The organism is Enterobacter sp. Y17 (genome assembly GCF_019730495.1).
Lineage (GTDB): Bacteria > Pseudomonadota > Gammaproteobacteria > Enterobacterales > Enterobacteriaceae > Enterobacter > Enterobacter asburiae_B.
In genome coordinates this window covers 1,305,991-1,330,837 of sequence record NZ_JAASKP010000001.1, presented here as the reverse complement: position 1 = coordinate 1,330,837, position 24,847 = coordinate 1,305,991, and the positions used below count along the sequence as shown (strand labels likewise).

General features: G+C 60.9%; 7 protein-coding genes and 1 pseudogene. 4 read left to right on the top strand and 4 right to left on the bottom strand.

Annotated elements, in window-relative coordinates:
- Window positions 1–1,653: an MFS transporter gene (locus HCH49_RS06085; RefSeq protein ID WP_039262556.1), complete on the bottom strand. Its 1,653-nt coding sequence runs from the start codon at window positions 1,651–1,653 to the stop codon at window positions 1–3.
- Between the two features lie 203 nt (window positions 1,654–1,856).
- On the opposite strand from HCH49_RS06085, the gene HCH49_RS06080 reads away from it, so the two are divergent.
- The gene (locus tag HCH49_RS06080) at window positions 1,857–2,657 is read left to right on the top strand and encodes a YdcF family protein (RefSeq protein ID WP_221702375.1); all 801 of its coding nucleotides are present in this window, start codon (window positions 1,857–1,859) and stop codon (window positions 2,655–2,657) included.
- A gap of 409 nt (window positions 2,658–3,066) precedes the next feature.
- Here HCH49_RS06080 and gap read toward each other — a convergent pair whose 3' ends face one another.
- Window positions 3,067–4,068, bottom strand: coding sequence for a type I glyceraldehyde-3-phosphate dehydrogenase (gene gap, locus HCH49_RS06075; RefSeq protein ID WP_029740556.1), 1,002 nt, complete (start codon window positions 4,066–4,068; stop codon window positions 3,067–3,069).
- Window positions 4,069–4,257: 189 nt separating this feature from the next.
- Here gap and cybB point away from each other — a divergent pair, with 189 nt between their 5' ends.
- The gene (cybB, locus tag HCH49_RS06070) at window positions 4,258–4,788 is read left to right on the top strand and encodes a cytochrome b561 (protein ID WP_023311642.1); all 531 of its coding nucleotides are present in this window, start codon (window positions 4,258–4,260) and stop codon (window positions 4,786–4,788) included.
- A gap of 111 nt (window positions 4,789–4,899) precedes the next feature.
- On the opposite strand, the gene HCH49_RS06065 is transcribed toward cybB, so the two are convergent.
- Both HCH49_RS06065 and HCH49_RS06060 read right to left on the bottom strand, forming a co-directional pair.
- Window positions 4,900–5,967 carry an oxidoreductase gene (locus HCH49_RS06065; RefSeq protein WP_168979422.1) on the bottom strand — a complete coding sequence of 356 codons (1,068 nt, stop codon included), beginning with the start codon at window positions 5,965–5,967 and terminating at the stop codon, window positions 4,900–4,902.
- A gap of 13 nt (window positions 5,968–5,980) precedes the next feature.
- Entirely contained in the window at window positions 5,981–6,724 is a 744-nt protein-coding gene (locus tag HCH49_RS06060) for a DeoR/GlpR family DNA-binding transcription regulator (RefSeq protein ID WP_221702373.1), read from the bottom strand.
- 738 nt (window positions 6,725–7,462) lie between these two features.
- Between HCH49_RS06060 and HCH49_RS06055 the strand changes: the two genes are divergently transcribed.
- Both HCH49_RS06055 and HCH49_RS06050 read left to right on the top strand, forming a co-directional pair.
- Window positions 7,463–8,800, top strand: coding sequence for a TolC family outer membrane protein (locus HCH49_RS06055; RefSeq protein WP_087822538.1), 1,338 nt, complete (start codon window positions 7,463–7,465; stop codon window positions 8,798–8,800).
- Between the two features lie 121 nt (window positions 8,801–8,921).
- Window positions 8,922–24,803: pseudogene (locus HCH49_RS06050) on the top strand (Ig-like domain-containing protein); the annotation flags it as partial.
- Window positions 24,804–24,847 lie beyond the last annotated feature (44 nt).

Genomic DNA, 24,847 nt, shown 5'->3' with positions numbered 1-24,847 from the left:
TTATTTGTTGCCGGTGGCGTTCTTAAGCGCCATACGGGCAGTGATGCGCAGGCGCAGCAAGCGCCATAAAATCCAGACCAGCGTGGCGGCAGCGATGCCCGCCGTCAGCAGATAAGTATCGTTGTAAGCCAGAATATTCGCCTCAAGCGTCGTCACCGTTTGCAGCTGCGTGATCGCCTGCGTTCCCAGCAGCGAACTGTCGCCAATCAGGCTCCGGTACATCTGGGTGTAAAGCTGGATACGCTCGTTGACAAGCGGATTGAGCGTGGTGAGCTGGTCCGCCAGCAGGCTGGAGTGGTACTTCTCGCGCCAGGTCTGGAAGGTTCCGAGGATCGCGGAACCCAGCAGGCCGCCGAGGTTCTGACTCATGCCGAACATCACCGAGAAGCTGACCAGGTTGCGCGGGTCGGCGATCACCCCGCCAATGGCAGCCAGCATGGCGGGCGCCAAGAAGAAGGCGCTGCCGAAGCCCAGCAGAAACTGGCTTAGCATCAGCTGATCCGGCCGGGTCAGGTTGTTGGACTGGCTGTCCAGCAGCGAGGCAACAATCATCAGCGCCAGGGAGGTGATAATCGGCCACGCCAGTTTGGTCGGCTTAATCGTGAGGCAGCTGGTGACAATCCCGCAGACGATCCCGGCGAAAATGGACCACGCCAGGTGGGTCATCTGCTCGTTCTGTAACCCCACGTACTGCAGCCAGCCGATGACCCCGGTGTTTTGCTCTGCCAGCACGATACGGATCAGCAGCATGATGAGCCCCAGACGGACGATGCTGCCGCTCGACAGCCAGCGGGTGTTCAGCAGCGGGTTGGCGCGGTTATGTTCAAAGACGATGGCGGCCACAATTAATACAAGCGACAGCGCCAGCGACCAGCCGATCCACGGCGCCTCGAACCACCAGTCAAGGCGGCCCAACGAGAGCACGGCGCAGAGCAGGGCCATTCCGGGGGCCATTAAAAAGAAGGTGATGAAGTCTTTCTTCTCAAAGACCTTTCGCCGATCGCCCGGCGGCAGTTTTAAGGCTATCACGCAGGCCAGGGAGATCAGCGCCAGCCCGAGCTCGAAGAAATAGAGCCCGCGCCATTCGTCCAGCTGCAGCAGTTCGGTGGAAAACAGGCGGGCCAGAGGAATAGCGAGTGATGACCCGGTAATCCCGATGGTGAGCGCCTTCAGGCGGTGCTTCGCAGGCCAGGCCTGGATCTGGTAGTAAATCCCCAGCGAGCTGAGCGCGGCGGCCACCATCCCGTGCGCGGCGCGCACCATCAGCGCCGAGCTGAGATCGTTAACGAACAGGTGGAAAAAGGTCACCAGCACGTACAGCACCAGAAAACCTTCCGTGAAGGCGCGCAGACCGTACTGCTGGCGGAACTTGACCAGCAGCAGGTTGATAGAGATGTTGGTCATGACGTAGACCGCGGGCAGCCAGGCGATCTCGGTCGACCAGGCCCCAAAGGTCCCCTGCAGGTTTTGCAGGTTGGCGGTCACCACCGCATTTCCCAGCGCCCCCGTCAGGCACACCAGCAGGCCAACGACGCCGTAGGCAATGCGTTTTGGCGTACTGTGCTCGGGTGTGGAAGGCGAACCCAGCAGGGCGGGTTTCTCATGTGGCTGCCACTCGCGAGGAGCATAAGGGTCGCGTTCGGGCAGGCGCATAACGTCGTTTACCTTAGAAATAGTTGAATAATTAGCGGGCTAGCGATTCTACGTCTGCCGCAAATGATAATTCAAGTGAATATGATTTACGCATGTTAATCAAATGTAGAAGGGAAGTTTAAGGAAAAAGAGCGGCCCGATGTCGCCGTTGTGTTGAGAACCTGAAGTCGCTACCCTGAAGGGATAGAGAGAAGGAGTTCATCATGGAACAGCCCCATTTTCCCATCCTGCCGGATGCCACGCTGGCGGCCATCAATACTGTCGGTGAATGGCTGGCGCAGGACGACCTGAGCGACAGCCGCCAGCCCCCGGACGTCGATGCGGTGATCCTGGCAGGAAACGCGGTGATCCCGACCATTGAGGCGGCCTGCCGTATTGCCACGCAGAGAGACATCCCGCTCCTGATTAGCGGCGGTATTGGTCATTCAACCGCGTTTTTATATGCCGCTATCGGCAGTCATCCGCGTTATCACACCTTGCCCGTCGAAGGGCGGGCGGAAGCGAGCATTCTTGCCGACATTGCGCGGGAGTTCTGGCAGATCCCCGAGACGCGCCGGTGGATTGAGGATCAATCCACCAACTGCGGTGAGAACGCGCGTTTTAGCTGGAACATGCTGAAACAGCATCAGCGAGCGACCGGGCGGGTGCTGGTGGTGCAGGACCCGACGATGCAGCGCCGTACGATGGCGACGTTTGCCCGCGTTTGTCGGGATGAGCCCGTGTCACCGCAGTGGATAAGCCATCCCGGGTTTACGCCAACGCTGCACAATGGCAAAGAGGGCGTGGAGTTTAGCGCGGGCAATAGCGGACTGTGGCCCGTTGACCGCTACCTGTCACTGGTTCTGGGGGAGCTGCCGCGTTTGTATGATGACGTTAACGGCTATGGTCCGGCCGGGCGGGATTTTATCGCGCACGTTGAATTCCCGGATGCTGTGATTGCCGCATGGGGACAGTTACAGCAGGACCCGGTTCTCGCGGATGCGTTGTCCAGGCGCTCGATTTAAGGGTGTAATCAGAAGCGATAACAACCGCTTCAGAATAACCTTTGGCTTACAGCAATGTCCTGGTCCGGCTGTATATCGCCGAAGCGTTTCCGTAAGGCCGGGGCGAGGCGCAGGGATGCGCCGAGAGGGCGTGGCCTGCAGGGATGCAGGCTCATGCCCGACCCGATAGCCTGAAGGAATAAGCTGAGGGGACCGCGAAGCGGCGATTTACCGCCGGGAGCCCGGGTTGCCAGGGTGGTGGCGATTGAGCCACCCTGGCACGTTCACCGGTTATGTCGTTAAAGAGTAGCAAGGAACATAAAGTGAACGGAATGACCACCACACCCGTATGTTCCCCTCACCCTAACCCTCTCCCACAGGGAGAGGGGATGCTTCACTGCTCATATTAGCCCTGAATAAAGGCATAGAATCACAGCGCCGCAAACTTATCCAGCGTCCGCACCAGCTGCGTCACGAAACCGTACTCGTTGTCATACCACGCTACCGCTTTCACCAGCTGCAGCTCTCCCGCTTCTGACACCTCCGTCTGCGTGGCGTCAAACACCGAACCGTAATGCGAGCCAATTACATCGGACGAGACAATCTCTTCGTCGGTATACCCGAACGATTTATTGCCCTGCGTCGCCTTTTTCAGCGCGGCGTTGATCTCCTCAACGGTGACTTTCTTGCCCAGAATCGCGACCAGCTCGGTGACCGAACCCGTTTTTACCGGCACGCGCTGCGCGTGGCCCTTCAGCTTGCCGCTGAGCGCCGGGATCACCAGACCGATGGCCTTTGCGGCGCCGGTGGTGTGGGGAATGATATTCTCTGCCGCCGCCCGCGAGGCGCGAAGGTCTTTCCCGCGCGGGCCATCCACCAGCGCCTGCGTACCGGTATAGGCATGAATGGTGGTCATGGTGCCCACTTTTATTTCAAACGCATCGTTCAGGGCTTTCGCCAGCGGGGCGAGGCAGTTGGTGGTGCAGGATGCGACGGAAATAATGGTGTCACTGGCGTCAATGGTGTCGTCATTCACGCTGTAGACGATGGTTTTCATCTCGCCCGCAGGCGCAGAGATCAGCACTTTCTTCGCCCCGGCGTCCAGGTGCGCCCGTGATTTCTCTTCAGAGGTATAAAAGCCGGTGCACTCCACGACGATATCCACGCCTGCGGCTTTCCACGGAATGTGCTTCGCCTCTTTTTCGGCGTACACCGCAATGGTTTTTCCGTCCACAATCAGCGCATCCTCGGTGAAATCGACGCTCCACGGGAAGCCACCGTAGTTGGAATCATGCCTGAGCAGGTAGGCCAGCACTTTCGGTGAGGTGAGGTCGTTGATGGCGACGACGGTATTGCTGTCCTGGGTTTCAAGAAGGCGACGCAGTACAAGGCGCCCAATGCGTCCAAAGCCGTTAATGCCAATTTTACTCATGGTGTTCTCCTGTAAACGTGTCGATGCGACAGTTTGAACTCATCCAGGCTTAGACCATCACGGGCAGGGCGGCAATTGAAGATGCTTCATGCGGGAGGAAGTATTTGAAAAACAATACAGAAAAGTTAATGAATTTTTAAGGAAAGGAGATTATGTTGGCGCGGTAACTGTTTTTAATCGGGAAATCACATGCGCACTAAATATACAAGCCTGCAAATCGGCATCCACTGGCTGGTGTTTCTGTTAATCATCGTCGCCTACTGCGCCATGGAGTTCAAAGGTTTCTTCCCGCGCACCGCGCGTCCAGCGATCAATATGATCCACGTCTCGTGCGGTATCAGTATCCTGGTGCTGATGGTGACGCGTCTGCTGGTTCGCCTGAAATTCCGCGCGCCACCGATTCAGCCGAAGCCAAAAGCGATGGTGACGGGGATGTCCCACCTTGGGCATCTGGTGGTGTATCTGCTGTTTATTGCGCTGCCGCTGATTGGCATTGTGATGATGTACAACCGGGGCAGCGACTGGTTTGCGTTTGGCCTGGCGATGCCGCATGCGGCGGAGTCCAATTTCGACCTGGTTGATATGTTGAAAGAGTGGCACGAGACGCTGGCGAACCTGGGCTACTTTGTGATTGGCCTGCACGCGGCGGCGGCGCTGATGCATCACTATTTCTGGAAAGATAATACTCTTCTGCGCATGATGCCGAAAAAGCGTTCGTAGTGCTGAAACATTGTCGCCACCTTTCTTGCCCGGCGGCGCTTCGCTTGCACGGGCCTACAAACGGCGCTGAATCGTAGGCCGGGTAAGCGCAGCGCCACCCGGCTTGTTTTTTTAACCCAGCAGCGCACGCTCTTCGGCAGTTAACGCCAGCGCCTGAGTTGATCCCGTCTCCGACGACTTCACCGCCGCTTCCAGCACGGCCATGACCGCCAGTGCCTCAACAGGGTGGACAGGATTGGTGATTTTCCCGAGCAGCGCATCACGTACGTTGACGTAATACTGGCGCTGATCGCCTTTCGGGGTTGGGATCGTCTGCGGTGCGCCGTCGGCGCCAAAGAAGACCATGCTGTCGCCGTCTTCGCCCCAGGTTTCACTGCCGGGGATCACTCCTGCGAGCAGCTGCGCTTCCTGCTGGTCGATTCTGGCTTTCACCACGCTGCCCTTGTCCCCGTGGACGGTAAAGCGCGCCGTACCGCCAGCAACCAGCATGCTGGCGTGCAGAATGACCTTATGCTCCGGGTAGTTTAAGACCACGTGCGCCCAGTCGTTAATTTCTGCGCCGTCGCGCAGCGTCGCGATATTCCCCTGAACCGACTCCGGCAGTCCAAAGAGCTGTAGCGTCTGGTCAATCAGGTGAGGGCCCAGATCAAACCACAGACCGCTTCCGGGGACGTTCTGCTCGCGCCAGCGCACGCGCACTTCCGGGCGGAAGCGGTCGATGTGCGATTCCAGGTGTTTAACCTTGCCGAGCGTGCCTTGCTCAATAATCTGCTTAATGCCGAGGAAATCGCTGTCCCAGCGGCGGTTGTGGAAGACGGAGAGCAGCAGCTGCTTTTCATCCGCCAGCGCAATCAGGTCGCGGGCTTCCTGCATGTCGAGGGTAAAAGGCTTATCGACGACCACGTGTTTACCCGAGTTCAGGGCCAGCGTCGCCAGCGGGGCGTGCGTGGCGTTGGGGGAGGCAATCACCACCAGATCGATATCAGGATGCTGAATGGCCTCTTCCGGTGTCGCTACCACCTGTACGTCCGGCAGATCGCGTTTAACCTTCTCTTCATCACGAGAAGAGACCACGGCCAGCTTAATCCCGTCCACAGACTGGATCAGCGGGGCATGGAAGGTTTTACCGACAAATCCATACCCGATCAGCGCAATGTTGATTGTTTGAACTTTACTCATGACCTTCTCCACGTTAATTCGCGCACACCGTAACCTGCAGTGCGCTATGTTCCCCAAGCTCAGGCCAGGGACGATCTAAAAAGAGTTGTTGAATGCTGGATAACCCGGAAACCAGATACGGCTCGCAGCGGTTAATTTTCAGATGGTCGGCGACAATCCAGTGCGCATGGCTTGCGTCCAGCATCGCGCGTTTCACCTCGGCATCCGCTTCTTTACCGGCGCTCAACCCGAGCTCGGCATGAATGGCGCACGCCCCAAGAATGGCGATATCTGCCCGATACCGGGACAGCAAGGACAGCGTGGCGCTGCCGGCAAACAGTCGCTGCTTGTGGTCCCATTTCCCGCCGAGCAGGATCAGCTCAATGTCTTCCCGGTCGCTAAAATGCTGGGCGATATCCAGTGAGGGGGTAATGACGGTGAGCGGACCCTGAAGAAAGGTGGCGACGGCCATCACCGTGCTTCCGGCATCCAGAAACAGGGTGGAGCCCGGTGGAACCTGCTGTGCGACCTGTTTACCCAGGCGCTGTTTGGTCTCCGGCAGCAGCGTATTGCGGCCCTGACGGTTCATGGCGGAGAGGTTGAGCGCGATGGCGCCGCCGTGGTTCTTCTGCGCAAGACCCTGGTTTTCCAGGTCGGTCAGATCCCGACGAATGGTATCCGCCGAAACCTGCAGCTTTTCAGCCAGGTCGGTGATGCTGGCCTGGCCTTGCTCGCTGAGGATATCCAGGACGTAGCGTTGACGAGCGGTTTTGTGCATGGGGTACATTCCTGCAAAATGTCGCAATAGTTTGCATAATACAGCATTTTGACGCAGAGAGAAGGGGAATGTCCTCAGGACGATGTGCGGCGGCGTGATAATTCAGATGGGTGATTATTAAAATTTTATTAAGCAGGTATAAGGAAGCCGTTTTGAATGTTAATCACAATGTTATTGTTATGTTTTATTTAACGATTTGGGTTATGTAACCAGCGCAACGCCATTGCGTGGTGTTAAGTGCTGTTTAATTAAAATTATGCAGGTTTTAATTGCTTTAATTAGTTTTTTAATAGTTTTTAATTTTAAATATATCCCTTTGGCTACGTAAACTGACACTTCTTTGAAAATCTTTGTGTCTGACTCGCTCTGAAATTAACGCAAAAATGTGCACGGAGGGAATTAAGAATTTTCCTTAGATAACAGAGAGTTTATATGTTTCATCTGAAAGGATACTTTTAGAGTTTTGTCCAGAAACCCCATATTTTTTCTTGCTTGTAACACCACATTAACATTGTGGCTGTAGTGGGGTATAACACATTTTGTTATGCTGCTAACCAGTTTAAGAAATAAGTAAATTCTTAATTGAAATAAGATGCGGGCAGATCTCATCTCCGATGGAAATGGGTATGGGGAGTATTACCTGAAATTCAGCAAGGTAGCTAAATAAGATATTTGTCTAATTATCTGTACCTCTTTTTGGGTATTTGCTTGAGTATCACTCAGAGTCAGGGAGATAACATGACGATATTACGAAAGCCTATGTTACGCCGATTTACAGCAGCACTGGCATTCATTTCATTAGCCATAAATACGGCTTTCGCCAATAGTAATCAGGTGGGTATTGCCCCAGTGGCAACCACAACCTTAAAAGAAAGTATTCTTTTTGCGATCGATCGCGATCCGTCAATTAGCCAGCAGGCCGCGCAATTAGGTATTGGCCAGGCACAAATAGATGAAGCGCGCAGCGGCTGGATGCCGCAAATATCGTTGAACGGGAGTACAGGGCACAGCCAGACCACCGATTCCAGCGGGTCGCTGAAGAATTCAGCCGCCTGGGGGCTGAGCCTGACGCAGTTGCTGTACGATTTTGGCAAGACCAATAACAGCATCAGCCAGTCCTCCGCCCAGCGCGATAGCTACCGCTATCAGCTGATGGGCACGCTTTCTGACGTGGCGGAAAAAACGGCGCTGAGCTATGTCGAGGTCAAACGCTATTCCGATCTGCTGCAGGCGGCAATAGATAACGTGCAGGCGCTCAAGAACGTCGAGCAGCTGGCAAAGCTTCGCGCAGACGCGGGCGTGAGTTCGACCTCCGATGAGCTTCAGACCCGCACGCGCATTGCCGGCATGCAGGCGACGGTCGCGCAGTATCGCGCCGCCTTAAACAGCGCGCGCGCCAGGCTTGCGGTATTAACCGGCATGCAGGCAGAGGCCTATTCGCCGGTGCCCGCGAATCTTGCCGTGGAGCCAGACTCGCTCAACCGCATCGATTATTCCCTGATACCGGCGGTGATGGCCGCGCAGAACATGGAACGCTCGGCTCAGTATGGCGTGGAAACGGCGAAGTCCCAGCACTGGCCTACGCTAAGCCTGAAGGGGGGGCGCACCCGTTATGAATCGGACAACCGTTCCTACTGGGACGACCAGATACAGCTCAATATCGACGCGCCGCTGTATCAGGGGGGCGCGGTTTCCGCGCGCGTTCGACAGGCGGAAGGCGCACGGGCCATGGCCTCCTCTCAGGTCGATCAGGCGCGTTTCGATGTCCTGCAAAAGGCCTCCGTCGCGCAGGCTGACTGGACCGGCGCGCGGGGACGAATGGAGGCGGGGAAGCAACAGCTGGAAAATGCGCTGCGGGCCCGCGATGTTTATAAAAATGAATACACCCTGAGCAAGCGGAGCATTAACGATCTGCTCAGCGTTGAGCAGGATGTCTGGCAGGCCACCTCAGCGAAAATAATCGCCGAGTATGACGGCTGGAGTTCGGCAATTAATTATGCTTCCGCGGTTGATAATTTAATGCCGCTTATTGGAATAGAGAAAAACGCTGCCGCAAAATTACCCGACTTGAGTTAATAAAAGACGCGCAGTGTTGCGCAAAGTAAGACTGAAAATAATGGGTGTTTTTTCCCAGGGATAGCTACATCCGTCTGGTGGACATATCCACAGGAATCCGTACACCTGCAAGGAGAAGAATATGAGTAACATGAAAGTTGTTGATGTCATCATTCGCAAAACGGCGGAGAAAACGAAATTAACCGGCGAAGGAAATCTGTCGGTCTCTATTTCATCGCCGAGCGTGATTGAAATCCAGGGCTCTGCTCAGGATGTGGCGCGTTATGTCCGCCAGGGTAAAGATCTCCTCATTTATATGAAAGATGGCAGCGTTATTCGCTGCAATAACTATTTTGTCGAAGATCCAGAAACGCATAATCAGTCAGAGCTGGTGTTCAACGACCGTCAGGAACTGACGCATATTTCTTTTGCCGATGCCGGGGAAGCGTCAGGCGTTGCGGTGACCGAGTTAACCGCGCAGGCCACACCGATTAGCAGCATTCAACCTTTCCTCGAGCAGGAAAGTGTTTTAAGCGACGCGCCGTGGGGCTGGATTGCGGGGGCTGCGTTAGGCGGCGGTGCCATCGGGGCACTGCTGGCAAACGGCGGTGACGGCGAAACTAAAACAAAAGTCATTGATAATACAAAAGACGTTGAAAGCGCGACGCCGACCTTCTTGCTGTCGGATAAAGCGGGTGACAAGCAGGGCGTGCTGAGCGCAAACGAGATCACGGACGACAGCAACCCAACCTTTAGCGGCACCGGTCAGCCGGGCGCGACCATCCAGATCAAAGACAGCAGCGGCAGCACCATTGCCAGCGCCATGGTCGGTAAAGACGGCACCTGGACGGTAATATTACCGACCCAGACGGACGGGGAACACACCTGGTCCGTCGTGCAGATCGACGGCAGTAAAACCACCTCTGCGGGCAGTATCACCGTGACGGTCTCTACCGCCGACGCCGCCATTACGCTGGCCACCACGGCGGGCGATAACGTGCTGAACGCCAGCGAGCAATCCGCGGGCTTTACGCTTTCCGGTGCCAGCAAAAACCTGGCGCAGGGTACCGCACTCACCGTGACGCTGAACGGCAAAACCTACGCGGCTGAAGTCGGGGCAGACGGCGCGTGGAGTGTTAACGTGCCTGCGGCGGACGCGCAGGCGCTGGGCGACGGTACCTGGACGGTCAACGTGAGCGGTAAAGACGCGGCGGGTAACACCGTCAGCGGAAGCCAGACGATTGGGGTGGATACCACCGCGCCAACCCTCTCTGTCGATACCCTCGCGCAGGACAACATCATTAATGCGGCTGAGCACAGCCAGCCGCTGACCCTGACCGGTAAAACGAATGCGGAAGCCGGTCAGATCGTCACGGTCACGCTGAACGGTAAAAACTATAACGCCACGGTGGGCAGCGACGGCACCTGGTCCGTCACGCTTGATGTGAACGACGTGCAGGCGCTGAGTGAGGGTAATCACACCCTGACGGTTAACGTTAGCGACAAAGCGGGCAACGGCTCGTCCGTGACGGCAGATTTCACGGTGGATACCGCCGCGCCGATCGTCACCATCCATACCGTGGCGGGCGACGATATCCTCAATATCAGCGAGCAGGGCCAGGCGCACATTATTTCCGGCCTGGCGAGCGGTGCCGCCGCGGGCGATGTGGTCACCGTGACGCTTGGCGGCCAGACCTTCACCGGCGTGGTGCTGGCGGACGGCAGCTGGAGCGTGGGCGTTCCGGCGTCCGTGCTGGGCGCGCTGGGTGAAGGCAACCACACGCTTTCGGTTTCCGTCACTGACGCGGCAGGCAACACCGGCAGCGCCACGCACGGCATTACGCTGAGCGGACACCCGCCGGAATTTACGATTGACGCCATCAGCCAGGATAACGTCCTGAATGCCCAGGAGGCGATGCAGCCGCTGAGCCTGACCGGCACCAGCAACCTGCCGGACGGCTCCACCGTCACCGTGACGCTGAACAACGTCAGCTATCAGGCCACCGTCGAAAACGGTATCTGGGCTGTCCAGGTGCCGGTTTCCGACGTCCTGAATCTGGCGAACACGCTTTATACCGTCAGCGTCAGCGGGACCGACAGCGTGGGTAACAGCGGTTCTGCCGAAGCGAATCTGCTGGTGGATACCGTTCTTCCGCAGGTCATTATCAATACGTTTGCGGGCGACAACCTGGTCAATAACGCCGAAGCGGGCGTCGATCAAACCCTCAGCGGTCGCGTTACCGGCGCGGCGGCGGGCGATACCGTCTCCATCACCGCAGGCGGCAAGAGCTACACCGCAACGGTTGGCAGCGACCTGACCTGGAGCGTGAAAATCCCGTCAGCGGATCTTCAGGCGTTCGGCGACGGGGATTTGACCTTCACCGCGTCCGTCACCAACGGGCACGGCAATACCGGCACCGGCGAGCGTGATATCAACATCAACGCGGAGCTGCCGGGTCTGCGCGTGAACACCATTTCCGGCGATGACGTGATCAACGCCATCGAACAGCAGCAGGATCTGAGCGTCACCGGCTCCAGCACTCATCTGGCCGCGGGCACGCAGATTGTCGTCACCATCAACAATGTGGAGTACGTCACCGCAGTTAACGCCAGCGGCAGCTGGCAGATCGGCGTTCCGGCGGCGGACCTGCAGGCCTGGACGGCGGGCGGCATGACGGTTAGCGTCAGCGCGGTAGATGCCTGGGGCAATCCCGTTGCGGCTGAACACCCAATTGAACTCGATCTGAACGCCGTGGCGGTCACCATTGATACCGTCTCCGGCGATGACCTGCTGAATGCGGCAGAAAAAGGCAGTGATTTAACCCTTTCCGGCCAGACGCAGGGCGTGGAGGCGGGGCAGACCGTGGTGGTGAAATTCGCCGACCAGACCTTCACCGCGCTGGTGCAGCAGGATGGCTCCTGGAGCCTGACCGTACCCGCCAGCGCCATGGAAACCCTGATCGACGGGCGCGCGCAGGTGAGCGTCAGCGTCACTAACGTCAGCGGCAACAGCGCCGACGCCGCGCGTGTGGTCACGGTGGATACGCAGCCACCGGCGATTACGCTCGATAACCTGACCGCCGACAACATCATCAATGCCGCTGAAGCGCAGCAGGATTTACTGTTAAGCGGCAGCAGCAGTGCGGAACCGGGCCAGACGGTCACCGTGACGCTGAACGGCAAAACGTATCAGACCACGGTCCAGACGGACGGTACCTGGCAGCTGAGCGTCCCGGCGGCAGATGTGGGTGCCCTGACGGACGGCATTGTGACCGTGACGGCCACCGTCAGCGACGTGGCGGGCAACGCCAGCAGCGCCGAGCGCGTGGGTCTGGTGGACGCCACCGTACCGCAGGTGACCATTAACGACTTTGTCACCGACACCAACACCGTTAACCAGCTCGCCCATTCACAGGCGCAGATCCTGAGCGGCTCCGTCACCGGTGCGGCCGCGGGCGACCTGGTCACCATCACCATTAACAGCGTCGATTACACCACCGTGGTGGATGCGGCGGGGAACTGGAGCCTTGGCCTGCCGGCGTCCGTCGTGCAGGGACTGACTGACGGCACCTGGACCATCGACGTCTCCGTGACCGACAGGTCCGGCAACACCGGAAGCAGTTCGCTGGATGTGGTGGTGAATACCGTGACGCCTGTCATCGGTATCAACACGCTGGCGGCGGACGACGTGATCAACGCGACCGAGAAGGGCGAAGATCTGCTGCTCTCCGGCACCAGCAACCAGCCGGAAGGCACGACCATTACGGTGACCCTGAACGGCATTCAGTACACCGCCACCGCTGACGCCAGCGGTAACTGGAGCGTGACCGTACCGGCCTCCGCCGTAAGCGCGCTGGGAGAAGCCCATTACACCGTGACGGCGAGCGTTACGGATAGCGCAGGCAACAGCGCCTCAACCTCGCACGACGTGCTGGTGGACAGCTCCCTGCCGGTGGTAACGATCGACACGCTGGCGGGCGACAATATCGTTAACGCAGCGGAAGTGGCGGCAGGGCAAACCCTGACCGGTAAGGTGACGAATGCGGCGCCAGGTGACACTGTCACTATTATCCTTGGCGGCCAGACGTACACAGCTACCGTGCAGGACGATCTGACCTGGAGCCTGCCGTTAAGCGAGAGCCAGTTAACCGCGCTCGGCAACGGCGACCTCACCGTATCCGCCAGCGTGACCAACGCGCACGGCAATACCGGCTCTTCTTCTCACGACTTCACCATCGACGCCCAGCTCCCGGGACTGCGTATTGATACCGTGGCGGGTGACGACGTAATTAACGTGATTGAACACGCTCAGAACCTGATTGTATCCGGTACCAGCACCGATCTGGCGGCGGGCAGCGCCGTGACCGTGACCATCAACGGCAAAGATTATTCCGCAACGGTACTGGCGGACGGCACCTGGCAGGCGGCGGTACCGGCGGCCGATGTCTCCCAGTGGGCGGACGGTTCGCTGGATATCAAGGCAAGCGCGCAGGATGCTTCCGGCAACCCGGTGACTATCGGCACCGTTGTGGACGTCGATCTCGCGCCTGTCGCCATCACCATCAGCAGCGTGACCGACGATAACGTGCTCAACGCGGCGGAAAAAGGCCAGGATCTGCTGCTTTCCGGCACCACCTCCAGCGTGGAAGCGGGCCAGACCGTGACTATTACCTTTGCGGGTAAAACCTATACCACTACGGTGGATGCTAACGGCGACTGGACCTGGACCGTTCCGGCAGCCGATTTGAGCGGCCTGAAAGACGGCGGCGCCAGCGTGCAGGTAACCGTTACCAACGTGAACGGCAACGCGGCGTCTTCGGCGCAGGAGTTCAGCGTCGATACCACCGCGCCGACGGTGACCATCAACACCATCAGCCATGACAATATGCTGAACGCGGCGGAGGCGGCGCAGGATCTGACCCTGAGCGGCACCTCTACTGCCGAAGCAGGCCAGACGGTCACCGTGACCTTCAACGGCAATCAGTACACCGCGCAGGTGCAGGCGGACGGCAGCTGGACGCTCGACGTTCCGGCGGCGGATATGGCAGGCATCGCCGACGGCAGCGCGGCGGTGACGGCGACCGTGTCCGACAAAGCAGGCAACCCGGCCAGCGCGGGCTCTTCGGTGCTGGTCGACACCACCGTACCGCAGATTTCGTTCAACATCGTCGCGGGCGACGACGTCGTGAATATTGCCGAGCACGGCCAGGCGCTGATCGTCTCCGGCAAGGTCACGGGCGCGCAGGCGGGTGACGTGATTACCGTGACCCTGAACGGCAAAGACTACACCGCCATGCTGGACGCGTCCGGCAGCTGGAGCGTGGGCGTTCCGGTGGCGGACGTGGGCGCGCTGGTTAACGGCGAACAGACGATCTCCGCGACACTCACCGATAAAGCCGGTAACAGCACCACCGCTACGCACGAGTTTGACGTCTCCCTGACCGCGCCGGTGGTTGCCATCAATACCCTGGCGGCTGACGACGTGATCAACGCGACCGAGAAAGGCCAGGATCTGCTGGTGTCCGGCACCAGCAACCAGCCGGACGGAACCACCATTACGGTGACCCTGAACGGTATCAGCTATACGGCCACCACCGACGCCAGCGGGAACTGGAGCATCACCGTTCCGGCGGCAAATGTCTCCGCGCTGGGCGAAGCAAGCTACGTCGTGACGGCGAGCGTAACCGACGCGACGGGCAACAGCGCAAGCACCGGCCACAGCGTGCTGGTTGACAGCGCGCTGCCGCAGGTCACCATCAACCCTGTCGCCACGGACGATGTCATTAACGCAGCGGAAGTGGCTGCCGGGCAGACCCTGAGCGGCAAAGTGAGCGGCGCGGCGAGCGGTGACACTGTCACGATTTCAATCGGCGGCAATACCTGGACCGCGACGGTTCAGGACGATCTGAGCTGGTCGGTCAACGTGCCGTCCACGGTCTTAACCGCCATCGGGAACGGCGATCTGACCGTGTCAGCCAGCGTCACCAACGGCCACGGCAACACCGGCACCGGCGAGCGCGAAATCGTAATAGACGCTAACCTGCCTGGCCTGCGGGTCGACACCGTGGCGGGCGACGATGTCATCAACAGCATTGAGCACGCTCAGAACCTGATTATCACCGGCTCCAGCGAAGGCCTGGCAACGGGCGCGGCGTTAACGGTGACCGTCAACGGCAAAACCTACGCCGCAACCGTGCTTGCAGACGGCACCTGGACGGCGGCCATTCCGGCGGCAGACGTCAGCGCGCTGAATGCGGGCACGATTGCCGTGACCGTGGAAGGCCAGAGCGCGGCGGGCAATCCGGTTTCCATCAGCCACGACGTGAAGGTGGATCTGGCGGCAGTCGCCATCAGCATTAACCCGATTGCATCGGACGACGTAATCAACGCGGCTGAGAAAGGCGCGGACCTGGTGCTGTCTGGCTCGACCTCCAACGTGGAAGAAAACCAGACCGTCACCATTACCTTCGGCGGCAAGTCGTACACCGCGACGGTCGATGCCGACGGCAACTGGACGGCGACCGTACCGTCCGCTGATTTGGGCAGCCTGAAAGACGGCGATGCCAGCGTGCAGGTGAGCGTCACCAACGTTAACGGCAACAGCGCGTCGGCAGGCCGCGAGTACAGCGTGGACGCCACCGCGCCGACGGTGTCTATCGAGATCGTCAGCGACAACAACATCATCAATGCGGCCGAAGCGCAGCAGGATCTGGTCGTTAACGGCGTAACCAACGCCGAAGCGGGCCAGACCGTCACCGTGACGCTGAACGGCGTGGACTACACCACCACCGTGCAGGCAAACGGCAGCTGGAGCGTGACCGTGCCGTCCGCGGATCTGAGCGGTATTACCGACGGCAACTACACCATCAGCGCCGCCGTGTCTGATAAGGCGGGCAACCCGGCCTCAGCGGATCGCGACGTATTGGTGGATACCACCGTCCCGCAGCTGACCATCCACACCGTTTCTGACGACGACGTGATCAACAGCGCCGAGCATGCGCAGGCACTGATTGTCACGGGTTCCGTGACCGGTGCGGCGGCCGGTGATGTGGTCACCGTCACGCTCAACGGCAAATCGTACACCGCCACCCTGGATGCCTCAGGCAACTGGAGCGTGGGCGTGCCTGCGGCAGACGTAACCGCCCTGGCCGCCGGGGATCACACTATTACCGCGGCGCTGACCGATAAAGCGGGCAACAGCAACAGCGCCACGCACGGCGTAGAGGTGAACCTGACCGCGCCGGTGCTGACCATTGACACCGTTTCCGGTGACGATGCGATCAACAACGCCGAGAAAACCCAGGATCTGACGATCTCCGGTACGGCTTCCGGCCTGGCGGCAGGCGCGGTGGTGACCGTGATGCTGAACGGCAAAGCGTACAGCGCGCAGGTGGACGATAACGGAAAATGGACGACTACCGTTCCGGCGAACGAGGTCGGTCAGCTGGGCGAGGCGCTTTATACCGTCACCGCCTCAGCAACGGACAGCGTCGGCAACAATACCAGCGCGTCGCACACCGTGAACGTGGAATCCGTTCTGCCGGGCGTGATCGTCAACACCATTGCAGGTGACGACGTCATTAACGCGGCGGAGCTGGCAGCCGGGCAGACCATCAGCGGTAAGGTGGTGAATGCCGAAGCGGGCAACACCGTGACCGTGACCATTGGCGGCAACAGCTACACCGCCACGGTGCAGAGCGATCTCACCTGGTCCGTGAACGTGCCGGAATCAGTGCTGACCGCGCTGGGCAACGGTGATTTGACGGTGTCAGCCAGCGTCACGAACGGTGTGGGCAATAGCGGAACGGGCGAGCGCGAAATCGTGATAGACGCTAACCTGCCGGGCCTGCGCGTCGACACCGTGGCGGGTGACGACGTGATCAACAGTATCGAACACGGGCAGAATCTGATTATCACCGGCTCCAGCGACGGGCTGGCGGCTGGCGCGGCGCTGACCGTGACCGTAAACGGCAAAACCTATCCGGCAACCGTGCTGGCGGACGGCACCTGGAGCGCGGCGATCCCGGCGGCGGAGGTGGGTGCGCTGGCCGCAGGCACGGTTACCGTGACCGTATCGGGCCAGAGCAGCGCCGGTAACCCGGTCTCCATCAGCCACGATGTGACGGTGGATCTGGCGAGCGTTGCCATCAGCATTGATGCCATCGCCACCGACGACGTGATTAACGCGGCCGAGAAGGGCGCGGATCTGGTGCTCTCCGGCACCACCTCGAACGTGGAAGCAAACCAGACCGTTACCATTACCTTTGGCGGCAAGAACTACACCGCCACGGTGGACGCCGACGGCAAATGGACAGCTACCGTGCCGTCTGCGGATCTGGCGGGCCTGAAAGACGGCGACGCCAGCGTGCAGGTGAGCGTCACCAACGTGAACGGCAACAGCGCCTCGGCGGGCCGCGAGTACAGCGTGGATGCGACCGCGCCGTCCGTGACCATCAATACCCTGGTGACCGACGATATTCTGAACGCCGCTGAAGCGCAGTCCGATCTGGCCGTATCCGGCACCACCACCGCCGAAGCGGGCCAGACGGTCACCGTATCGCTGAACGGCAAAGACTACACCACAACCGCAGGCGCGGACGGCAGCTGGACGCTGAACGTTCCGGCGGCGGATCTGGCATCGCTCGGCGACGGCAGCGTCACCGTGACGGCGAGCGTCAGCGACAAGGCGGGCAACCCGGCGTCGGCGGATCGCAATCTGACGGTGGACGTGACCGTTCCTGCGGTGACCATCAACACCGTGGCGGGCGATGACGTCATTAACCTCGCAGAACACAGCCAGGCGCACATCATCAGCGGCACCGCCACCGGCGCGGCAGCGGGCGATAAGGTGACCGTCACCATCGGCGGCCAGACCTACACCACCGTGCTGGACGCGGCGGGGAACTGGAGCGTGGGCGTACCGGCGAGCGTGATTTCCGGCCTCAGCGACGGCACCGTAACCGTAACGGCGTCAGTCACCGACGCGGCGGGCAACACCGGCACCGGCACGCATAACGTGATCGTCGATACCGGTCTGCCTTCGGTCAGCTTCAGCGCCATCAGCGGCGACAACGTGCTGAACGCGGTAGAAAAAGGTCAGGATCTGAGCGTCAGCGGCACCAGCGCCAACCTGGCGGAAGGCACCGTAGTGACCGTGACCCTGAACGGCAAAAACTACACGGCGACGACGGCGGCGGACGGCACCTGGAGCCTGACCGTTCCGGCAGCGGATCTGGCCGGTCTGGGTCAGGCCAACTATACCCTGAACGCGACCGCCACCAACGGCGTGGGCAACAGCGTGAGCAACACCGCGAACCTGCTGGTGGACACCGCGCTGCCAACCGTCACCATCAACACCGTGGCGGGCGACAACGTCATCAACGCGGCGGAAGTGGCGGCAGGCCAGACCCTGAGCGGTACCGTGGCGAATGCCGAAGCGGGCAACACGGTAACCGTGACTATCGGCGGCAACAGCTACACCGCAACGGTGCAGAACGACCTCACCTGGTCCGTGAACGTGCCGTCTGACGTGCTGACCGCGCTGGGCAACGGCAGCCTGAGCGTAACGGCGACCGTCACCAACGGCCACGGCAACACCGGCACCGGCGAGCGCGAAATCGCTATCGACGCTAACCTGCCGGGCCTGCGCGTCGACACCGTCGCGGGTGATGACGTGGTCAACACCATCGAACACGCGCAGAACCTGATCGTCACCGGCTCCAGCGACGGGCTGGCGGCAGGCACGGCGCTGACCGTCACCGTCAACGGTAAAACCTATGCGGCGACCGTACTGGCGGACGGCACCTGGAGCGCGGCGATCCCGTCCACCGACGTGAGCGCGTGGCAGGAAGGCACCGTCAAAATCAGCGTGACCGGCGACAGCTCTGCGGGCAACCCGATTACCATCAGCCACGACGTGACGGTAGATCTGGCGACCGTTGCCATCAGCATCAACGCCATCGCCACCGACGACGTAATTAACGCGGCAGAGAAGGGCGCGGATCTGGTGCTGTCCGGTGCGACCACCAACGTGGACGCCGGGCAGACCGTGACCATCAGCCTGAACGGCAAAATCTATAGCGCGACAGTAGACGACAGCGGTAACTGGACCTACACCGTACCCTCTGCGGATCTGGCACACCTTAAGGACGGTGACGCCAGCGTGCAGGTGAGCGTCACCAACGTGAACGGCAACAGCGCTTCGGCAGGCCGCGAGTACAGCGTGGATGCGACCGCGCCGTCCGTGACCATTCATACCCTGGCGGCTGACGATATTCTGAATGCCGCAGAAGCGCAGTCCGATCTGACCGTATCCGGCACCACCAGCGCCGAAGCGGGCCAGACCGTGACCGTGACGCTGAATGGCAAAGACTACACCACAACCGCAGGCGCGGACGGCAGCTGGACGCTGAACGTTCCGGAGGCGGATCTGGCATCGCTCGGCGACGGCAGCGTCACCGTGACGGCGAGCGTCAGCGACAAGGCGGGCAACCCGGCGTCGGCGGATCGCAATCTGACGGTGGACGTGACCGTGCCTGCGGTGACCATCAACACCGTGGCGGGCGATGACGTCATTAACCTCGCAGAACACAGCCAGGCGCACATCATCAGCGGCACCGCCACCGGCGCGGCAGCGGGCGATAAGGTCACCGTCACGATTGGCGGCCAGACTTACACCACCGTGCTGGACGCGGCGGGGAACTGGAGCGTGGGCGTACCGGCCAGCGTGATTTCCGGCCTCAGCGACGGCACCGTGACCGTCACTGCGTCAGTCACCGACGCGGCGGGCAACACCGGCACCGGCAGCCATAACGTGACCGTCGATACCGGCCTGCCGTCCGTGGCGTTCAACGCCATCAGCGGCGACAACGTGCTGAACGCGGTGGAGAAAGGTCAGGACCTGAGCGTCAGCGGCACCAGCGCCAACCTCGCGGAAGGCACCGTGGTGACCGTAACCCTCAACGGCAAAAACTACGCGGCCACGACGGCGGCGGACGGCACCTGGAGCCTGACCGTTCCGGCAGCGGATCTGGCGGGTCTGGGCGAAGCGAATTACACCCTGAGCGCGACTGCAACCAACGGCGTGGGCAACAGCGTCAGTAATACGGCGACCCTGCTGGTGGACACCGCGCTGCCGACCGTCACCATCAATACCGTGGCGGGCGATAACGTCATCAACGCGGCGGAAGTGGCCGCGGGTCAGACCATCAGCGGTAAGGTAGCGAACGCGGAAGCGGGCAATACTGTCACCGTCACCATTGGCGGCAACAGCTACACCGCAACGGTGCAGAGCGATCTGACCTGGTCCGTGAACGTGCCGGAATCCGTCCTGACGGCGCTGGGCAACGGTGACCTGACGGTGTCAGCATCCGTCACCAACGGCCACGGCAATACCGGCGCGGGCGAGCGCGATATCACTATCGACGCCAGCCTGCCGGGTCTGCGCATTGATACCGTGGCGGGCGACGATGTGATCAACAGCATCGAGCACGGGCAGAACCTGATCGTTACCGGCTCCAGCGACGGGCTGGCGGCAGGCACCACGCTCACCGTGACCGTCAACGGCAAAACCTATGCGGCCTCCGTGCTGGCAGACGGCACATGGAGCGCGGCGATCCCGGCGGCGGACGTTAGCGCGCTGAATGCGGGCACGGTCACCGTGACCGTTGCAGGCCAGAGCGCGGCGGGCAACCCGGTGACCATCAGCCATGACGTGACCGTCGATCTGTCAGCGGTGGCTATCAGCATCGATGCGATTGCCACCGACGACGTGATTAACGCGGCGGAGAAAGGCGCGGCTCTGGTGCTGTCCGGCAGCACCTCGAACGTGGAGGAAAACCAGACCGTTACCATCACCTTCGGCGGCAAGACGTACACCGCGAAAGTCGATGCCGACGGTAACTGGACGGCCACCGTGCCGTCTGCGGATCTCGCGGGCCTGAAGGACGGCGATGCCGGCGTGCAGGTGAGCGTCACCAACGCGCACGGCAACAGCGCCTCGGCGGGCCGCGAGTACAGCGTGGACGCCACCGCGCCAGCCGTGAGCATCGATACGGTCGCAGGCGATAACGTGATTAACGCCAGCGAAGCGGCTGCGGGCGTGGCCATTTCCGGCACCACCACGGCGGAAGTCGGTCAGACGGTCACCGTGACGCTGGGCGGGAAGAGCTATACCGCGCAGGTGCAGCAGGGCGGTATCTGGAGCGTGAACGTGCCGGGCACAGACCTGTCCGCACTGGCGGATAACGGCTACACCGTGCAGGTCAGCGTGAGCGACGCCGCGGGTAACCCGGGCAGCGCGGGCAAAGCGATTACGCTTGATACCACGCCGCCGACCGTCAGCTTTAACGCCGTCGCGGGCGATGACGTCATCAACAGCGTGGAGCACGGGCAGGCGCAGATCGTCAGCGGCACGGCAACCGGCGCGAGCGTCGGCGATAAGCTGGTCATCACCATCGGTTCGAACCAGTACACCACCACCGTTGACGCCAGCGGTAACTGGAGCGTGGGCGTGCCGGCCAGCGTGATTTCCGCGCTGACCGACGGCACCGTGACCCTCAGCGCGACGATTACCGACAGCGCGGGCAACAGCAGCACCCAGACCCACGACGTGGTAGTGAACACGGCCTCCGTGGCGCTGACCATCAATACCCTCAGCGGCGATGACGTCATCAACGCGGCTGAAGCCGGTTCGCCACTGGTGATTAACGGCTCCAGCGCCCAGTTCGCCAGCGGGACGCAGGTCACCGTGACGCTGAACGGCAAGAGCTATACGGCCACCATCCAGAGCGACGGCAGCTGGACGACCACCGTACCTGCCGCCGACGTGGGCGCCCTGGCCGATGGCGCGAGCTACCAGGTGTCCGTCTCGGCACAGGACAGCGCGGGCAACAGCGCGTCGGCGACGCACGGCATCAGCGTGGATACCACCGCGCCGGTCGTGAGCATTGCGACGCTGTCGGGTGACGACATGCTGAACGCGCTTGAAGCGCAGCAGCCGCTGACCGTGCACGGATCTTCCAGCGCGGAGGCGGGTCAGACCGTCACCGTGACGCTGGGCGGCAAAACCTACACTGCCACCGTCGCGAACGACGGGACGTGGACGCTGGATGTTCCGGCAGCCGATCTGGCCGCGCTGAGCCAGGGCGCGCTGACGGTGACCGCCTCGGTCAACGATAAAGCGGGTAATAACGGCCAGACCACGCACACCTTAACGGTCGATACCGTCGCGCCAACCGTGACCATCAGCACCGTGGCCGATGACGATATCGTCAACAACGCGGAGCAGCTGGCGGGCCAGACCATCAGCGGCACCACCACGGCGGAACAGGGCCAGACGGTGACCGTCTCCTTCAACGGGCACAGCTATCAGGCGACCGTCGGGGCGGACGGTTCGTGGTCGGTCTTCGTGCCGGGCCGTGATTTCCTTGGCCTGAGCGACGGGGATTACACCATCACCGCTTCGGTAAGCGACAGGGCGGGCAACCCGGGCAGCGCGACGCACGACGTGACGCTGAACGGCGATGTCCCAACCATCACCATCAACACCTTTGCGCAGGACGATATCGTCAACGCCGCCGAGCACGGCACGCCGCTGGTCGTCAGCGGCACCACCGACGCCCCGGCGGGCCAGACGGTGACCATCACGCTGAACGGTAAAACCTACACGGCGACCGTCCAGAATGACGGCAGCTGGAGCTATACGGTGGGCAGCGCAGACGTGGCCGCGCTGGCGGACGGCGGTTCGTACGTCATTAACGCGCAGGTCAGCAACACCATCGGCAACAGCGGCAGCGATAACCACACCGTCACCGTGGATCTCACCGCGCCGTCGATGGGCATCAGCATTGATTCGCTGCAAAACGACACCGGCCTGAGCGCGAGTGATTTCATCACCAACGATAGCCAGGTGGTGGTCAACGGCTCGCTGACCGCGCAGCTCGGCAATAACGAGAAGGCGCAGATCAGCCTTGACGGCGGCACCACCTGGATTGACCTGACCGTGACCGGCACCACCTGGCGCTACACCGATGGCCGCACCCTGACGGACGGTACGTATCAGTATCAGGTGCGCGTTATCGATAACGCGGGCAACGTGGGGGCGACGGACAGCCAGGACGTGGTGATCGATCAGACGAAGCCTGCGGCGACGACCATTACTGTGGATTCCATCACCCAGGATACGGGTCTGTCCGGCAGCGACTTTATCACCAGCGACAGCCAGATCAGCCTGAAAGGGACGCTCGGCGCGGCGCTGGGCAGCGGCGACCACGCGCAGATCAGCCTCGACGGCGGCGTTACCTGGACAGACGTCAGCGTCAGCGGCCTGAGCTGGACCTATGTCGATGGCCGCACGCTGGCCGACGGGGATTACAACTACCAGCTGCGCGTGATTGACGATGCGGGCAATATCAGCGCCACCGCCAGCCAGGTGGTGACCATTGATACGGTTGCGCCGGACGCCAGCAAAACCATCGCCATCGACAGCATCAGCGACGATACCGGCCTGAGCGGCAGCGACTTTGTCACTAACGATACGTCCCTGACGCTGCACGGCTCGCTCGGCGCGACGCTGGCCGACGGCGAATATGCCCAGATCAGCATCGACGGCGGCGTCACCTGGCAGAACGTGATTGTCACCGGCAACAGCTGGTACTACGTCGATAGCCGCACGCTGGGTAACCAGACCTATGACTACTACGTTCGCGTGGTGGATGCGGCGGGCAACGTGGGGGCCAGCGCCCATCAGCAGGTGACCGTCGATACGGTCGCCCCGGATGCGGCGATTACGGTGACCGTGGATAACATCACCGTGGATACCGGCTTCGACAATAACGACTTCCTGACCAGTTCGACCTCGTACACGCTGCACGGAACGCTCGGCGCAGAGCTGGGCGCGGGTGAATTCGTGCAGGTGAGCATGGACGGCGGCACGACATGGGTGTACGCCACCGTCAGCGGTACGCAGTGGAGCTACAGCGACACCCGTACCCTGACCGACGGCAGCCATAACTACCAGGTGCGGGTCGTTGACCAGGCGGGGAACGTCGGGGCAACCACCTCGCAGGCGGTGACGGTGGATACGCAGGCGCCGCAGTACGGCATCACCATCGACAGCATCAGCGAAGATACCGGCCAGTCCGGGAGTGATTTCATCACCATGGACACCACGCTGACCATCAACGGTTCGCTGGGCAGCGCGCTGGCAAACGACGAGCGCGTACAGATCAGTCTGGACGGCGGGAACACCTGGTCAGACGCCACGGTCACCAACCAGCGCTGGAGCTACACCGATACCCGCGATCTGGCTGACGGGGACTACACCTACCAGGTGCGGATTATCGACCAGGCGGGCAACGTCGGCTCCACCGCCTCTCAGGTGGTGACGGTAGACACCACGCCGCCAACCACGGTGGGAACCGTAGTGAGCTATACCGACGGCGAAGGCGAGCGTCAGGGGACTTTTGGCAGCGCGGTGGCAACGGACGATAACTCGCCGCTGATCAACGGCACGCTTAACCGCGCCCCGGACGACGGTGAAATTGTGCAGCTCTATCGTGACGGGGTCCTGCTCGGCCAGGTGACCATGAACGGCAGCGCAAGCTGGTCCTTCCAGGACAACGGCCTCAGCGACGGCAACCACACCTACATTGTGCGCGTCACCGATAAGGCCGGTAACTACACGGAATCCGACGGCTTTGTGCTGAACGTTGATACCAGCATCCCGACCACCACGGCGGCGATTACCGCGCAGACCACGTCGGACACCACGCCGATTGTCAGCGGTACCGTCTCCGCCGATCTGGTGAACGGTGAATACCTGGTGGTAACGGTAAACGGAAAAACCTACACCTCCCAGACCGGCGGTGCGGTGGTGGTCGATCCGGATCACAACACCTGGTATCTGCAGATCCCGGACGGCGATGCGCTGAGCGTGTCGAGCTACAGCGTGACGGCGCAGGTGAAGAGCAGCGCGGGTAACGGTAATACCACCGGTACGGCGACCGGCAGCCTGGTGATTGATACCACCTCGGTGAATACCGACTGGGCAACCACGGCGGGGAACAG

Bases quoted from the DNA above. Each gene is read 5' to 3' on its own strand.
- HCH49_RS06085 (WP_039262556.1), bottom strand. From the start codon at position 1,653: ATGCGCCTGCCCGAACGCGACCCTTATGCTCCTCGCGAGTGGCAGCCA.
- HCH49_RS06080 (WP_221702375.1), top strand. From the start codon at position 1,857: ATGGAACAGCCCCATTTTCCCATCCTGCCGGATGCCACGCTGGCGGCC.
- gap (WP_029740556.1), bottom strand. From the start codon at position 4,068: ATGAGTAAAATTGGCATTAACGGCTTTGGACGCATTGGGCGCCTTGTA.
- cybB (WP_023311642.1), top strand. From the start codon at position 4,258: ATGCGCACTAAATATACAAGCCTGCAAATCGGCATCCACTGGCTGGTG.
- HCH49_RS06065 (WP_168979422.1), bottom strand. From the start codon at position 5,967: ATGAGTAAAGTTCAAACAATCAACATTGCGCTGATCGGGTATGGATTT.
- HCH49_RS06060 (WP_221702373.1), bottom strand. From the start codon at position 6,724: ATGCACAAAACCGCTCGTCAACGCTACGTCCTGGATATCCTCAGCGAG.
- HCH49_RS06055 (WP_087822538.1), top strand. From the start codon at position 7,463: ATGACGATATTACGAAAGCCTATGTTACGCCGATTTACAGCAGCACTG.